Genomic DNA, 14,613 nt, shown 5'->3' with positions numbered 1-14,613 from the left:
TCCGATCCTGCCGGCGTTCCGCTTGTCGTGCCGTCAGAGAGTAGTAAGACTATCAAAAGTAACAATTCGAACATTCGCACCTCCCAATTGAATAGCGGGAGAATACGGTGAAGGAGCCTCAAACGAGAGCGCCGCGAGCGCAGTGTGTTGCGCGACGTTTAAGCGAAGAGTTGTGCTACTGCAACATGTATTTCGGTAGTACGTTCGCAGCGAGCTCCCGAAACTCATGAAGTTCGACGGCGTGTGGGTCGACGCGAGCGACCAACTTCTCCATGCGTCTTCCGATCGCTCGAACGTGTGAGCTGTCGTCAAGTTGAATGGCGAGTTTTAGTAGCGCCAATTCGGCGCCAAATCGCAGCGACGTGTGCTCAAACTGTTTCCCGACGTCCCTCGCTGCTTGAAGTCGAGTCCGCGCTTCCGTGGGTCGACCCTCGGCTATATCCACCAACCCGAGGACTAGTTGGGCGTGTCCGACCGAGCGAACGATCCCGTGTTTCTTGGCCATTGACTCTGCGGCGAGGCAGATACGTTTAGCAGCGCGCCATCGTTCAACTTGGCATAGGAATAGCCGATCGCATTCATGTGGCGAACTTCTTCCGGAAGATTTCCCTGTTGCTTCGCCGCATCGTGTCCGCTCTGTGCGCATTGCAGGCAGAGCTCCCAATCACACTCGGCTTCTGCGATCAGTGTGCGGGAGCCATAGAGATAACTCAGTTGAGGAAAGGAGCCCAAAGACCTCGCCTTCTCAATTGCGACATCAACGTGTCGTCTCGCTAGGTCAATTTCATTCTTCAATAGGTAGACCTGCCCGAGGCGATCCAAGACAAGCGCGTGCGTACTTTCGGCAAGTTGTCCATGCTTCAATGCGAATAAGAGTTCATGTTGCGCGTACGAAAGGCATCCAGAGGTCTTCGCACAGGACGCACAATTCAATAGCGTCGCCATGAACTGCTCGCCAGGATCATGAAACGGCGCGAGCACCGGGGATGAGTGGGCGATCATCAACGAGTCGCGAAACAACGCGTACGACGTGATTCCTCGGCCTTCATCCAAATGCCTCTTCGCCTCATCCCTCAACCACTCAAACGACCGCCCCTCCGTATCCGGCGCCCCCAACCGATCGACTTCCATGTCCAGTTCCAGCCGCTCCACGATCACGTCCGACGGGACCTCGTAGATGCGGCTCAGCGGGATGACCTTGTTGAGGGCGATTTTCTGGTGGCCGTTTTCGCAGCGGGAGAGGTAGCCCTTGCTGATGGGGTCGGGGAAGCTGTCGGACAGCGAGGCGACTTCCTGGAGCGAGAGCTTTCGCCGTCCGCGGAGCATCTTCAAGTAGCGCCCGAAGGCGATGGTCGAGTTCTCGGCCAAGGGAGTCCTTTCGCTGGGCCCATTATCTACCGGGCGACCGCCACCCTGACAAGAGCCCTGCCCGGCCCGGTTTGCACCCTCGCAAGAGCTATGGGGGGCGACCCGGGATTTCAGCAGGGTCAATAAACACCCATAAATCAACGAAAATTCGTTATGGGTGGCTGGTTCACGCCGAAAGTCCCGATTCATTGCATTGGGGGCCTCGGAGACACAGATTATCCCCAGCGGGCTTCACATCCCGCTACGGGGGTCATCGTGGGTCGATCGCGCAGAAAACTCGACTACAAGGACGTTCTTCGGACGCTACCGGACGGCTACTACGAGTGCGATCTGGAAGGGTGCTTTAGCTTCGTCAATCCGGCGTTCTGCAAGCTCCTCGACCGAACCGAAGACGAGGTGATCGGGGCGTCGTTCAAGTCGTTCACGACGCCGTCCAACTTGGCCTACATCCAGGGCTACTTCCAGAAGATCTACGACGAGCGGGCGACATCCGGCAAGTTCGTCTGGGAGGTCGTGAAGGACAACGACAACTCGGCCTTCGCCGAGGGGTCGATCTCGCTGATACGCGACGAAAACGAAACGGTCATCGGCTTTCGCGGGATGGTCATCGATTGTTCGCAACGTCGACAGATGGAACTGGAACTGGAAGCGTCCTACGACGAATTACAAAGAGCCAAGTCCCGGGCCGAGAACCACGCCGAGCAGCTTGCAGCTCAGGCCAACCAACTGACCCGCGCAAGAAACGAAGCACTCGATGCGGCCAGATTAAAGTCTCAGTTCGTCGCCAACGTCTCTCACGAGATCCGAACGCCGATGAACGGCATCCTGGGCATGGCCGACCTGGCACTGGAGTGCAACGTCGAGGAGCCGCTCAACGAATACCTGCAGACGATCATGTCGTCGGCCAATGCGCTCCTCACGCTGGTCAACGACATCCTCGACTTCTCCAAGATCGAAGCGGGCAAACTGCAGCTGGAAGACATCACGTTCAGTCTTCGCGATTGCGTGGATGATGCCCTGAAACCCAGTCGCATCGCGGCGGAGAAACGGGGACTCGGATTCAAGATCAACGTCGAGTCGGGGATCCCGAGAACGGTCAACGGAGATCCCAGTCGGTTACGCCAGATTCTGATCAACCTGGTCGGGAATGCTGCGAAGTTCACCGACAGTGGCGAGATTGTAATCGACGCTGTGATCAAATCCAAAGACGAACGGGGCAGCACGCTTCAGTTCTCGGTCCGCGACACCGGCATCGGCATCCCGCAGGCCACCCAGCGTAGGATCTTCGAATCGTTTGCCCAGGGAGATGGATCGGCCACACGACGTCATGGCGGTACCGGCCTGGGTCTGGCGATCTCGTCGCAGCTCGTCAAACTGATGGGTGGATCGATCTGGGTCGAGAGTGAGCCGGGCCACGGCAGCACCTTCTCGTTCACCGTTCACTTCCGCCCTGCAGAGGCCAGTGAGTCCACGTTCGAGAAACATCAGGTACCCTCGGCGCGATTGTTGGTGGCCGACGACGGTTCGAAGCGACGTCAGACCCTGGTCGAAGCGTTGCTACGGGCCGGCCATCGGGTCGAACGAGCAAGAGTCAGCGCAGACATCTGGGAACGGATGCTTGAAGCAGAAATCAAGAAGCGGCCGTTTGACGGCGTCGTTCTAGACGCATCTCTCGACGGCTGTGGCCACGAGTTGGCCGAGGCGATCGATCGCAATCAGCAGCTTCGGCGGGCACGAGTCATCCTGCTCTCCATACCCGGGCAACGTGGCGACGGAGCGCGCTGTCGCGAGATCGGCGTGGCCGGTTACCTGACCCAGCCGATCCAACCTGACGAGTTGGTCGAGACGGTTCGTCGGGTCCTCGTCCGGGATCCGAAGAAGGTAGTAAGGATGATCACCCGGCACGACCTTCGAGAGTCCAGCGAGAGTCTCGATATCCTCGTCGCCGAAGACAACCCCGTGAATCGCATGGTGATCCGCAAAGTTCTCGAAAACCTCGGTCACGAGGTGACGTTGGTGGAAGACGGTCGTGAGGCCGTCGAGGCCGTGGTTGCTCACGCCTTTGACGCCGTCTTGATGGATATCCAGATGCCGGGGATGGATGGCATCGAGGCCACTCGCGCCATTCGTGATCGCGAACGGGAGCATGGCGTGCACGGGCCTCTTCCGATCATTGCGGTGACGGCCCACGCGATGAAGGGCGATCGCGAGGAGTTCCTCGAGGCGGGGATGAACGCGTACGTCTCGAAACCGTTTACCGCCAGCGAGTTGGAAGCGACGATTCGGAATCTGGTGGATGAGGACACCGAGACTATCGGGACACCCGCACGACCCACCCCGGGCCGCTGTATCGATCGAGAAGAGCTGGGGACCCAGGTGGCGCAGGACACCGACTTGTTGAGGGAAGTCGCGGACATGTTCTTCGAGGATGGACCGCAAATGCTGCAGGCCATCGACACGGCCCTCGACGCGGGCCGAGCGGAAGATGCGGCCCGCGAGGCGCAGCGACTCCAGAGCACGCTGTCGACTCTGGCGGCCCACCCGGCGGTGGCCCTTGCGGTGGAACTCGAGGAAATTCTGGGGACAAACCCGGAGGATGGCGCCCGACGTGTCCTCAGCGAATTAAGACACCATATTGATCTTGTGGAGCAAGAACTCCGGACCATGGTCCAACAGGGTTCCCGCTGCTTCGTTCAGTCGGTCTAGAAAGGAATGACGATGAAGGTCCTGATTGCAGAAGACGACCAGGTCTCACGACGCCTCCTGGAAGTGACGTTGGAGAGAATGGACTACGAGGTCGAGAGCACGGAAAACGGTGTTCAGGCACTCGAGGGTCTGATCAAGCCCGACGCACCCCGGTTGGCAATCCTCGACTGGATGATGCCGGAGATGGACGGCGTCGATGTCTGTCGACGCATCCGCGAGATGGAGTTCGACAAGTACATCTACATCATCTTCCTGACGGCCAAGGGTCAGAAGAAAGATATCGTCACCGGGCTGGAAGCCGGCGCGGACGATTACCTGATCAAGCCGTTCGATCCCCACGAGTTGCGATCAAGACTGGCCGTCGGTAAACGAATCCTGGATCTGGAGGCGGCCCTGGAAGACAAGGTTCAAGAGCTCGAGAGCGCTCTGGCCCACGTGAAGACGTTGCAGGGACTTCTGCCGATCTGCATGTACTGCAAAAAAATCCGCGACGACAAAGACACCTGGCATCGACTGGAGAGCTACATCGAGACGCGATCCGACGCGATGTTCACTCACTCGCTATGTCAGGACTGCCTGACGGAACACTATCCGGGTCAGAAGCAAGAAGAGCCGATCGGCCAGGACTAGTCCTCGTCGTCGGCGATCGGAAGTTCGATACGGAAGCATGAGCCACGACCGCTCTCGCTACGGACACCGATCAATCCCTGGTTCCGTCGCACCAGCTCGGAGATCAGCGGTAACCCCAGACCGGTCACGCAATTCTTCGTCGTGAAGTACGGATCGAAGATGCGGCCTCGATGCTCGGGGGAGATTCCACAGCCGTCGTCTTCGACCTCGATGACCACTTGCTGGTCGTGGGTAAAGGCTCGGACCGTGACCCGTCCCGACGTTCGAATGGACTCTGCGGCGTTGATCAGCAGATTCAGCAGGATCTGCGTCAGCTCCGTCCCATTGCAGCGAACCGCCGGGACAGCCGCGATCTCGCGGACGACCTCGACCGACCCCTTGACCTCGTAACGGGCGATCAGCAGCGCCCGCTCCACACACGCCTCCGGGTCGGAGCGGTGTCCACGCTCGGCGGAGGGCGACAGCGCACCCAGAGCGGCGGTGATGTCGGTGATGAGCGCCGTGCCGTCCAGAGACTGTTCGATCAGTGCCCGTTGGTCCTTGAGGATGAAGTCGATGTGGGCGTCGTCTCGAACGGCATTTAGTTCCTTTCGAAGCTCGTCGTACTCCGGGTCATGCTGGGCCTGTCGCTCGAACCGCTCGAAGAGGGCGATCAACTCCCGGACCCGGTCTCCGTAGCGATTCAAGACTTCCAGGTTCGAGCGAATGAACGCCAGCGGTCCACAGATCTCGTGGGCCAGGCCCGCGGCCAGCATGCCCTGGGTACTGTGTTGCGGTTCCGTCGGGGGCTCCACGATCTCTTGTTGATCGACCAGCAGCTTCTGGATCGAGCTACGCAGATCTTCGATATCCCAGGGCTTGCTGAAGACCGGCATGTCGGAGCCCAACTCCGATTCGATCTCGTCGGCCATCGCCTCGCCATAGCCGGTCAGCATCATCAGGCGGGTTCCCGGGAAGTCGCGTCGGATCTCCTTCAACAGTCTGATCCCGTCCATCTCCGGCATCATCTGATCGGAGACCACCACGTCTGCGGGACTCAGCTTTAGCATCCGCAACGCCTCTGCCGCCCCGGAAGCGGTCGTCACCTCGATCTCGTCGTCATCGAAGAACAACCGTTCGATCGAGCGACGGATGTTTAAGTCGTCATCGACGAATAGCACCTTACCGTTCATCCGCGATCCTCCTCGGCTACCGTGGGCAGCTCAACTCTCATCAGGGTTCCCTCGCCGACCGTCGATTCAACCTCTACCTGTCCGTCATACTTCTCCACCAGGTCGCGAACCAACATCAGTCCCATGCCGGATCCGCCACGTGACGCCCGGGTGGTGAAAAACGGTTCGAAGATCCGCTCGATGCGATCGGCAGAGATTCCGCAGCCGTTGTCCTCGACTTCAATGACGATGCGGTCGTTCATTCCATAGGTGCGCACCCGGATCTTGCCGTGACCCTCGATGGCATGGGCGGCGTTGACCAGCAGGTTCAGGAGGATCTGTGTCAACTCCGCGCCGTTGCAACGGACCGGGGGCAGCTCTTGAATCGAGGTCACCACGTCGATCTCGTTGCGGATCTCGTGACTCCCAAGCAGCAATGCCCGGCGACAACAATCGGCAACGTCCGCCGCCTCCGACATCACACGGTCAGTGGGGGAGAGGGCCTTCATCGCCTTGCTGATATCTCGTACGAGGCTGCTGCCGTCGATCGACTGCTCGATGGCGTCCGACAGGTCGTCGAGAATGAAGTCCATCTTCTTCTGACGACGGAAGCCGTGGATCTGCGTGAGGAGATCGGTTACCGGCCGGCCGTCGGACAGTGCCTCCTCCAGCTGGTCATACAGCGCCATCGCCTCGCGGATCCGTTCGCCGTAACGCTTGAGGGTCGTCAGATTGTCGTGAACGAACCCCAGCGGGCCGTTGATCTCGTGGGCCAATCCGGCGGCCAACATACCGAGGCCGGCCAGAACGTTGTGACGCTCGCCCTGTTGCTCGACAATCTGGCGATGATTCCAGCGAGCACTCATCCCCAACGCGCGTCGGTAGATCTCTTCAACGCCGGCGGGCTTGGCCAGAAACTCCCAGTCCTGGGCGCTGCCCTCGAAGATCGGGTCGATCGTATCCAGGATCGATGTCTCGGCGCCGGATACGACACAGAAGAACAGGTGAGGGTCCAGCTCTCGGATTCGACGCATGGTCTCGATGCCGTCCAGCTCGCCTGGTAGGACGAGATCGAAGAAGCCACCACAGAACGGTTCGCCACGGCGGATAGCGTCCTCGACACTGGCGACCGCCATGACGCCGCTCTCCACTAGCGTGACATCGAGTTTGTCGTCGATCACCCGGTCTCCCGGTCCGATCTCGAGCACATCGCTGTAGAAATCCCGGAGCCCGGGGTCGTCCTCAACGACGAGCACCCGTCGATTGGGTGTCATCGGAACCCTCCTTTAGTCACGCGGCGCCCTTCTGCTGCTCTATGCAATATCGGGCCCCGTTTGGCCATCGGCAAGGCGGTGGGGTGTCTCCGATGCGGAACCCGCGGTGGCCCGTTTCAGGGGGAATTAAGCCTCGTTCCGACTCATGTTCCATGGACCGGTCCCGCATCGCCTCACGAGGGGGAGTCACCATGAAAGCATCTCGAGCCCTGGCCCTTGCTCTGGCACTCACGTTGGGTCTGTTGACGTCGGCGGCAGAAGCCACGCCGCAATCCGAACCGGACTACCAGGCGCTGTTTGCGGTCTGGGCAGACCCGGCGTCACCGTCCTTCCACAGCCCGGCAGGGGACGACGACAAGCATCGGCCGTCTCCCATCGAGGAGTTCTGCAGTTGCGTCCGCCAAGGCTCTCTGGCGTGTGGCTGTCGCATCGAGACAACCGGCACCGGGAGCTGCAGATTTCGTCCCGATTGTTCGGATGTTTTTAGCAACGTCTGTCACGCGATAAACCTTGAATTATGCGTCGTTCGCATCGCCGCGGAGACGGTCTCTCCATTTCGATGATTCGGTTCGCGACACGGAATGACGGTTTCGTCATCGACGCGGTTGTCACAGGATGGGCTCGGCCTACATTCGACTCCAGAAGTCCGATAGATCCGAGAAGGAGTCACCCATGAATCGGAATCGAAGAGTCGGCAGTTGGGTCATGGCCATGGCCGTGGTCCTTGTGGTCGGCTACTCTCCGGCCGCTGCCGGTGTGGATATCAGCTTTGGCGCCAACATCCCGGTTGGCGACGATGGCGAGCTGTACGTCGCCATCTCGTCCCGTTATTTCGACCGGGACCATGACACCGTTCGCCAGGTAGCCGTGCGATACGACAACCCCGACGATCTGGCGGTGGCCTTGTTCGTCTCCCGCCACTCCGGTCAAAACGCAGACCAGATCTGGCAGCTCCGACGGCAGGGCAGAAGCTGGTGGCAGATCTCCGCCCACCTGGGCCTGAATCACGACGTCTGGTTCGTGCCGGTCGAGCGGGCCCCGGGGCCGCCCTATGGCAAGGCCTACGGGTACTGGAAGAAACATCGTCAGAATCGTCGGGCGGCCTTCACCCTGAGCGACGCCGACGCTCGCAATCTGGTGGCGGTGCGGATGATCTCCGACTACTACGATCTGTCGATCGAGGCCGCGATGGAAAAGCGTGCGGGGGGCAACCTACGGCACGTGTTGGCTCACGAGTACCACTCGCGACATCCCCACGGAAAGATAAAGGGGAAACCGAAACACGCGCACCGAGGCAAGGGACACCGAAAGCGTTAACTTGCCTTGGCCTCGCTTCGAGTGATGGCCTCGAGGTCCTCTTCAGAAGCGTTCTCGCCGTCGTGGCGGAGACGGACGGCCTTACCCTCGCGGAGGGTTTCGAGGTTGACCGGTCTTCGCCACAACTGCACCACTTCTCTCAGGACTTCCGCGGCCCAGTCCCAACGCAGGTCGATGCCGACGTGGTCGTGGGTCAGGAGCAGTTCGCCCCGATTAGCGTAGTTGGCATCGACCAGCTCGATCACCGGTCGGCCACCGTTGGTGAACTGGAACAGCATCATCTGTTTGATCTCGGCGAACTCCCGGGACGAGATGTGGGTCTTCGGTTGGGCGCCCTGCTCCTTGCTGACGAACAGCTTCTGCTCGGCGCAGAATTCCGGCGTCAGAAAGGCGTCCAGGAACGTCGCGTCACAATGAACCCGTCGTACCTCGAAGATCTTCTCGAGTCCAAGACCGGTCTCCCGATCCCAGGCGTGACGCTCGGCCATGTCCTGACAGTCTCCCCACTCGGAACCGAACTGACCCATATCCCAGCGTCGTTTGATGTCGCGGAATAGCTCCAGCCCCAGCTTGTAGGGGTTCAGTCGCCCGGGCTGTGTCGCCACGGTCCCCGAATGATGGTCGGCGTAGTCGATCACCTCGGCGTCGGTGAGGACACGGCCGGTCATGATCTTGCTGTGCCAGTAGCAGGCCCAACCCTCGTTCATCACCTTGGTCTGACGTTGCGGGAGGAAGTAGTAGGCCTCCTCACGGATCGAATCGAGGACATCCCTTTCCCAGTTGTCCAGCGGCGCGTGTTTCAGCAGGAAACCCATCAGGTCCCGTTCCGGCTGAGCCGGGAATTTCCGGGCAGACTGCTCGGCCTGATCCAGCTTGGCCTGCTGCGCCTCGAGGTACTCGGGAGGGTTGATGTAGCGATCCATGTATTGCTTCGCCTCCATCTTGCCCACGTTCTCGCTGACCGGAGGTCGCTCGATCACCGACTCGACGCCATTGCCCGCACCGCGGAAGACCGCGTTGGGATCGATCAGGTCCTCGATGGCAAGACACGAGTCGATGAAGCGCTCGACCGGCCCGACGCCGAAGCGCTCCTGATAGCGTCGTATCCGTGTGGCGTGATTGGCCATCTCATCGATCATGCGACGGTTGGTATGACCGAAGTACATGTTGGTCTTGAAGAAATCCGCGTGGCCGTAGACGTGGGCCATCACCAGCTTCTGATCCAACATCATGTTGCCTTCCAGAAGGTAGGCGTAGGTCGGATCGTTGTTGATGACCATCTCGTAGATCTTGTGCAGACCGTACTCATAGCTCTTGCTGAGCTGCTGGTACTCCATGCCGAATCGATAGTGGGGATAGCGGGTCGGAAAACCACCGTACGCCGCCAGTGCGTTCATCTGCTCGTAGTCGACCATCTCGAAGACGGTGCGATAAAAATCCAATCCACACTCGTCCCGGGCGATCGCCTCGATCGTCTCCTGGGCTCGTGCCAGTTCCAGTGGCAGTGGAATCAGCTTCATCGTCTTCCCCCGGTCTAGCGACCCTTACCAAGCAGTGTCTTGATCGAACCGGCGATGGCGTCGCGATCCGGAATCCGTGACAGCGCAACCTTCTCTTCGTCCTTGAGATCTTTCTTCAGTGCGTCGTAGAAGTCGCCGCTGGTTCCGTAACTCTCAACCTGTCCGTAGCCGAAGAGGTTCAGCTTGGGCAACATCGTCTCTGTCAGCATCTTCGTGCACTTCTCCGTGTCCTGCCGGCTGTAGTTCTCACCGTCGGTGAAGTGGAACAGGTAGAGATTCCAGTCATCGACCGGGTATCGCTCCTCGAATATCCGTCGTGCCAACTCGTAGGCAGAGGAGATGACCGTGCCGCCGGACTCGCGGATCCGGAAGAACGTCTCTCGATCGACTTCCTTCGCCGCCGCATCGTGAACAATGTAGACGTTGTGGACGCCGTCGTAGTGTTTGCGAATCCACGCATCCAGCCAGAAACTCTCGATGCGGACCAGTTCCTTCTGGTCGGCTCCCATGGAACCGGACACATCCATCACGTACATGATGACCGCGTTGGCGCTCTGCTGCTTCTTCGGTTTCCACGAGCGATAGCGACGATCGCCTCGCTCGAGGACGATCTTCGGTTGGACCGGATCGTACGATCCGTTGGAGATCATCCGACGCATGGCCTGACGGTACGAACGTTTGAAATGACGAAGGGATTCGGGGCCCACGTTGGCGATACCCGTGTACTGCCCACCCCCACTCTCCAACTCGTCGTGTCCCTTGGGTTCGATGCGGGGCAGCTCCAGCGCGTCCCCCAGCATCTCCGCCAGCTCCTCGACACTGAACTCAGCCTCGAGGACGTGCTGTCCGGGATCCTTGCCGGCCTTGCTGCCCTCGCCCTCGCCGTCGCCGTCACCCTGACCGACGCCCTTGCCGCCGGGATCGTGGACGAAGCGTGGAAGCTCCAGATGGGGGATCGGGATCGCGACCGTGCGCTTTCCCTGCTTGCCGTAGAGATCGTGCTGACCCAGATGCTTGCGCAACTCTTCTCGCACACGCCCCTTGACGATGTTGCGGAAGCGGTTGACGTCGCTCTGGATTCTTGACATGTAACAGATCCTGTCGGGCTATTCCGTTTCTTTCACATCTCCGCGGGCGAAGATGCTGGCGACGAAGTGCAGGACATCGGTGGCACACGAGTCGCAGTAGCCGTAGTCCCGTACCAGGCGCCCCTTGACGATGTCGATCTTCTCCTGCGTCTCCTGATCGACGACACTGGAGACCAGACTCGTCAGCTTGATCGAGTCCTTCTGATCCTCGAACAGTTTCAGTTCGAGTGCCTTGTGCAGCCGCTCGTTGGTGCGATAGTCAAACCGCTTACCCTCGAGGGACAACGCGCCGATGTAGTTCATGACCTCCCGACGGAAGTCGTCCTTGCGGGCCTCCGGGATATCGATCTTCTCCTCGATGGCACGCATCAAACGCTCGTCCGGATCCTCGTCCTGACCGGTGTACGGGTTCCGCACCCGCTCCTTCTGGGTGTAGGCCTTGAGGTTGTCGACGTAGTTCCCGCAGAGTCGCGAGATCGCCGCCTCGTCGGCTGCGATGGCACGCTGCACTTCGTTCTTGACGATGTCCTCGTACTCGCGACGGACGTCGTCCAGCAGTTCACGGTACCGTGTGCGCTGGTCCTCGCTGCTGATCAACGTATGTTGTCGTAGCCCGGACTCCAGCTCGTTCAGAACGATGAAGGGATTGACGCAACGCATACTGACGTCCGTCACAAGGGCGTTGGAAATCTTGTCCTGGATATAGCGCGGGGAGATGCCGTCCATTCCCTCCCTGCGGGACTCCTTGCGAAGCTCCTTGACGTTGTCCTCGGTAAACCCGGCCAGGGTCTTGCCGTTGTACAGCTTCATCTTCTGCATCGACGTCAGGTTGTGCTTCTTCGGGTCCTCGAGACGCGTCAGAACGGCCCACATCGCGGCCATCTCGATCGTGTGGGGCGCGATATGTTTCCCACGGATCCGACCGGTGTTGTAGTCCTTCTGGTAGATCTTGATCTCTTCGTTGAGCTTCGTGATGTACGGGATGTCGACCTTGACGGTTCGGTCGCGGAGCGCTTCCATGTATTCGTTGTTTTGCAGTCGACGGTACTCCGGCTCGTTGGTGTGGCCGATGATCACCTCGTCGATGAAGGTCTGCGGGAACTTCTTAGGCTTGATCTGGTGTTCCTGGCTGGCGCCGAGAAGCTCGTAGAGGAACGCCACGTCCAACTTCAGAACCTCGATAAACTCGATCATGCCGCGGTTGGCGATGTTGAACTCGCCGTCGAAGTTGAAAGCCCGCGGGTCGGAATCGGAGCCATACTCGGCGATCAGCCGATAGTTGATATCGCCCGTCAACTCGGTGCTGTCCTGGTTCTTCTCGTCCTTGGGCTGGAACGTGCCGATGCCGACTCGATCCTGCGCAGACAGCAACAGTCGTTTCACCTGGACATGCTTGATCACGCGAGACCAGTCGCCGGCGTAGCGTGTGGAGAGCTCGCGGAACTCCTGCCGACAGAAGGGGCAGAGATCGCCCTCGATGCGGACCAGTTCGTCGTTGTCGCCACGCCCCTGATTGAGGTCGCCGGCGATCATCTCTCGCAGTGATTCGGGAACCAGATGCAACGGCTCCTCGTGCATCGGGCAGGCCTGAACCTCGTCCGGACTATCGAGGTCACGGATCCAGCCGAAGGTGTACATCGCGCCGTCCGGACCCTTGGAGTAGCGCTCGAGTCCCCGTTTCAGCAGGCGAGCGATCGTGCTCTTCGACGATCCCACCGGCCCGTGGAGCAGGATCACCCGACGCTCCGTGCCGTAACGCTGGGCGGCGGACTTGAAGATGTTGACCAACTTCATCAACGGGATGTCGAGGCCGTAGATCGCGTCGCCGCCATCCTGGGTCGCGTCGTCGAAGAAGTTGTAGTGCGTGATCTTCTTCTTGTTGTCGACATACTCGCGGGTCCCGCCGGCGAGGATCATGTCGTACATCCGTTCGAACGCCGTACGTGCGATTCGAGGGTCGTCGCGGACCATGTCCAGGTAGTCGCTGAACGTGCCGCTCCAGTTCTGCGCGCGATAGCTGTCCAGGTCGAGGGCTTCCCGCGCCCTGGCGATGATGTTCTCGGCGACGGCCATATTGAAGCCTCCTCGTTTGCCCCGCGTGTTCAAATTCGTAACCGGGTCTGCGAGGCGGAACATAGGTTCCCGATTCATGATCGTCAAAACCGCGAAGGGGGATTCTTCGGCAACCGTCCTGTTGCAGCGCGGGCCGTTGGAGGAAAAGGGCGATAGGAACCATTAATAATGATGATCGTCGTCGTAGGGTGGGCCCCGGTCCCTCGACGCATTATCTTGTGGGTCGTAACCGTAAGGGGACAGATGAAGCCATATGAGATCGCCATCGTCGGCGGCGGAATCGTCGGCCTGGCCACCGCCCATGCGCTGACCCGCGATGGAAACCGCCGAGTTGTGGTGCTGGAGGCGGAGACCGAGGTCGCTCGTCACCAGACGGGAAACAACAGCGGAGTGATCCACTCGGGTCTCTACTATCGACCCGGTTCGTTGAAGGCGAGCAACTGCACGCGCGGTCGCGACGCGATCTATCGCTTCTGTGACATCCACGAGATTCCTCACGAGCGCTGCGGCAAACTCGTCGTCGCCCTCTCGGAGGAAGAGCGGCCCCGGTTGGACGAGTTGGAGCGACGGGGGCAGGCCAACGGGCTGGAGGGTCTGCGACGCGTGACCGGCGATCAACTGCTGGAGTACGAGCCCAACGTCGCTGGCATTGACGGTCTGTGGGTCCCCACCACCGGCATCATCGATTACATCGCTGCCGCGAAGGCGATGGCCCGCGCGATGCAGGAGCGTGGCGGCGAGTTACGGACCGGCGCCCGGGTCACGGGGGTCGCCCGACGAGACGATGGGTTCGTCATCGAGAGCGAGAACGGCGAGAGCGTCCACGCACGTCGACTGATCAACTGCGCAGGGCTGCAGTGTGATCGGATCGCACGGATGTGCGGCTCCAGCACGAGCGTGCGGATCATTCCGTTCCGTGGCGAATACTACAAGCTGACGCCCGAGGCGGAGCATCTGGTGAAGAACCTGATCTATCCGGTTCCGGATCCACGGTTTCCGTTCCTGGGTGTCCACTTCACCAGGATGATCCTTGGGGGCGTGGAGGCCGGGCCCAATGCGGTCCTGGCCTTCAAGCGCGAGGGCTATCGCTGGCGCGATCTCTCCCTGGCGGATACTGCCGATGCGCTGAGTTACAGCGGATTCTGGCGGATGGCGGGACGATACTGGCAAACCGGCATGGGCGAGGTCCACCGCTCTCTCTCCAAGGCGGCGTTCGTCCGGGCGCTTCAGCGACTTGTGCCGGCGTTGCGGCCGGATCAGCTGACCCGTCATGGCGCAGGGGTCCGGGCCCAGGCGGTCGGTCCCGACGGCAAGCTCCACGATGACTTCGTCATCGAGTCGGCCCCCCACATGCTTCACGTCCTCAACGCGCCTTCCCCGGGGGCGACGGCGAGCCTGTCCATCGGACAGACCCTCGCGAGAATGGCTCTGGACTCTTGACCGAAACGGCCGTGTCGCCAACACTAGAGGTCGTGAAGCGAGGGTC

The 14,613-nt window shown here is 60.3% G+C and carries 11 protein-coding genes; 5 read left to right on the top strand and 6 right to left on the bottom strand.

Features of this window, described 5'->3' with window-relative positions:
- Positions 1-456 precede the first annotated feature (456 nt).
- Positions 457-1,368, bottom strand: coding sequence for a helix-turn-helix domain-containing protein (locus OES25_05915; GenBank protein MDH3627177.1), 912 nt, complete (start codon positions 1,366-1,368; stop codon positions 457-459).
- 255 nt (positions 1,369-1,623) lie between these two features.
- Between OES25_05915 and OES25_05910 the strand changes: the two genes are divergently transcribed.
- Together OES25_05910 and OES25_05905 are read left to right on the top strand one after the other, a co-directional pair.
- On the top strand, positions 1,624-4,074 hold the full coding sequence (locus tag OES25_05910; GenBank protein ID MDH3627176.1) for a response regulator: 2,451 nt from the start codon (positions 1,624-1,626) through the stop codon (positions 4,072-4,074).
- A 12-nt stretch (positions 4,075-4,086) separates the two neighbouring features.
- Positions 4,087-4,704, top strand: coding sequence for a response regulator (locus tag OES25_05905; GenBank protein ID MDH3627175.1), 618 nt, complete (start codon positions 4,087-4,089; stop codon positions 4,702-4,704).
- Here OES25_05905 and OES25_05900 read toward each other — a convergent pair.
- Together OES25_05900 and OES25_05895 are read right to left on the bottom strand one after the other, a co-directional pair.
- Positions 4,701-5,876 carry a response regulator gene (locus tag OES25_05900; protein MDH3627174.1) on the bottom strand — a complete coding sequence of 392 codons (1,176 nt, stop codon included), beginning with the start codon at positions 5,874-5,876 and terminating at the stop codon, positions 4,701-4,703. The genes OES25_05905 and OES25_05900 overlap by 4 nt on opposite strands.
- Positions 5,873-7,129: an ATP-binding protein gene (locus OES25_05895; GenBank protein MDH3627173.1), complete on the bottom strand. Its 1,257-nt coding sequence runs from the start codon at positions 7,127-7,129 to the stop codon at positions 5,873-5,875. The genes OES25_05900 and OES25_05895 overlap by 4 nt, the downstream gene beginning before the upstream one ends.
- A gap of 191 nt (positions 7,130-7,320) precedes the next feature.
- On the opposite strand from OES25_05895, the gene OES25_05890 reads away from it, so the two are divergent.
- Positions 7,321-7,692: a hypothetical protein gene (locus OES25_05890; protein MDH3627172.1), complete on the top strand. Its 372-nt coding sequence runs from the start codon at positions 7,321-7,323 to the stop codon at positions 7,690-7,692.
- A gap of 109 nt (positions 7,693-7,801) precedes the next feature.
- Positions 7,802-8,446, top strand: a complete 645-nt coding sequence (locus OES25_05885; GenBank protein ID MDH3627171.1) for a hypothetical protein — start codon at positions 7,802-7,804, stop codon at positions 8,444-8,446.
- Here the strand turns inward: OES25_05885 and OES25_05880 are convergent.
- The 3 genes from OES25_05880 to OES25_05870 are packed head-to-tail and all read right to left on the bottom strand — an operon-like array spanning position 8,443 to position 13,127.
- Complete coding sequence (locus OES25_05880) at positions 8,443-9,966, bottom strand: SpoVR family protein (protein MDH3627170.1); 1,524 nt, start codon at positions 9,964-9,966, stop codon at positions 8,443-8,445. The genes OES25_05885 and OES25_05880 overlap by 4 nt on opposite strands.
- 14 nt (positions 9,967-9,980) lie before the next feature.
- Positions 9,981-11,054, bottom strand: coding sequence for a DUF444 family protein (locus OES25_05875; GenBank protein MDH3627169.1), 1,074 nt, complete (start codon positions 11,052-11,054; stop codon positions 9,981-9,983).
- 18 nt (positions 11,055-11,072) lie between these two features.
- On the bottom strand, positions 11,073-13,127 hold the full coding sequence (locus OES25_05870) for a serine protein kinase (GenBank protein MDH3627168.1): 2,055 nt from the start codon (positions 13,125-13,127) through the stop codon (positions 11,073-11,075).
- A 243-nt stretch (positions 13,128-13,370) separates the two neighbouring features.
- Here OES25_05870 and lhgO point away from each other — a divergent pair, with 243 nt between their 5' ends.
- Positions 13,371-14,567 carry an L-2-hydroxyglutarate oxidase gene (gene lhgO, locus OES25_05865; protein MDH3627167.1) on the top strand — a complete coding sequence of 399 codons (1,197 nt, stop codon included), beginning with the start codon at positions 13,371-13,373 and terminating at the stop codon, positions 14,565-14,567.
- The last annotated feature ends 46 nt before the right edge of the window (positions 14,568-14,613 follow it).

The sequence above is a fragment of the Acidobacteriota bacterium genome (assembly GCA_029861955.1).
In the GTDB taxonomy this organism is placed as follows: Bacteria; Acidobacteriota; Polarisedimenticolia; order Polarisedimenticolales; family Polarisedimenticolaceae; genus JAOTYK01.
Note: the sequence above shows the minus strand (reverse complement) of the source record. Positions and strands in the feature narration are given on the sequence as shown.

Bases quoted from the DNA above. Each gene is read 5' to 3' on its own strand.
- OES25_05880 (MDH3627170.1), bottom strand. From the start codon at position 9,966: ATGAAGCTGATTCCACTGCCACTGGAACTGGCACGAGCCCAGGAGACG.
- OES25_05890 (MDH3627172.1), top strand. From the start codon at position 7,321: ATGAAAGCATCTCGAGCCCTGGCCCTTGCTCTGGCACTCACGTTGGGT.
- OES25_05900 (MDH3627174.1), bottom strand. From the start codon at position 5,876: ATGAACGGTAAGGTGCTATTCGTCGATGACGACTTAAACATCCGTCGC.
- OES25_05870 (MDH3627168.1), bottom strand. From the start codon at position 13,127: ATGGCCGTCGCCGAGAACATCATCGCCAGGGCGCGGGAAGCCCTCGAC.
- OES25_05895 (MDH3627173.1), bottom strand. From the start codon at position 7,129: ATGACACCCAATCGACGGGTGCTCGTCGTTGAGGACGACCCCGGGCTC.
- OES25_05905 (MDH3627175.1), top strand. From the start codon at position 4,087: ATGAAGGTCCTGATTGCAGAAGACGACCAGGTCTCACGACGCCTCCTG.
- lhgO (MDH3627167.1), top strand. From the start codon at position 13,371: ATGAAGCCATATGAGATCGCCATCGTCGGCGGCGGAATCGTCGGCCTG.
- OES25_05875 (MDH3627169.1), bottom strand. From the start codon at position 11,054: ATGTCAAGAATCCAGAGCGACGTCAACCGCTTCCGCAACATCGTCAAG.
- OES25_05885 (MDH3627171.1), top strand. From the start codon at position 7,802: ATGAATCGGAATCGAAGAGTCGGCAGTTGGGTCATGGCCATGGCCGTG.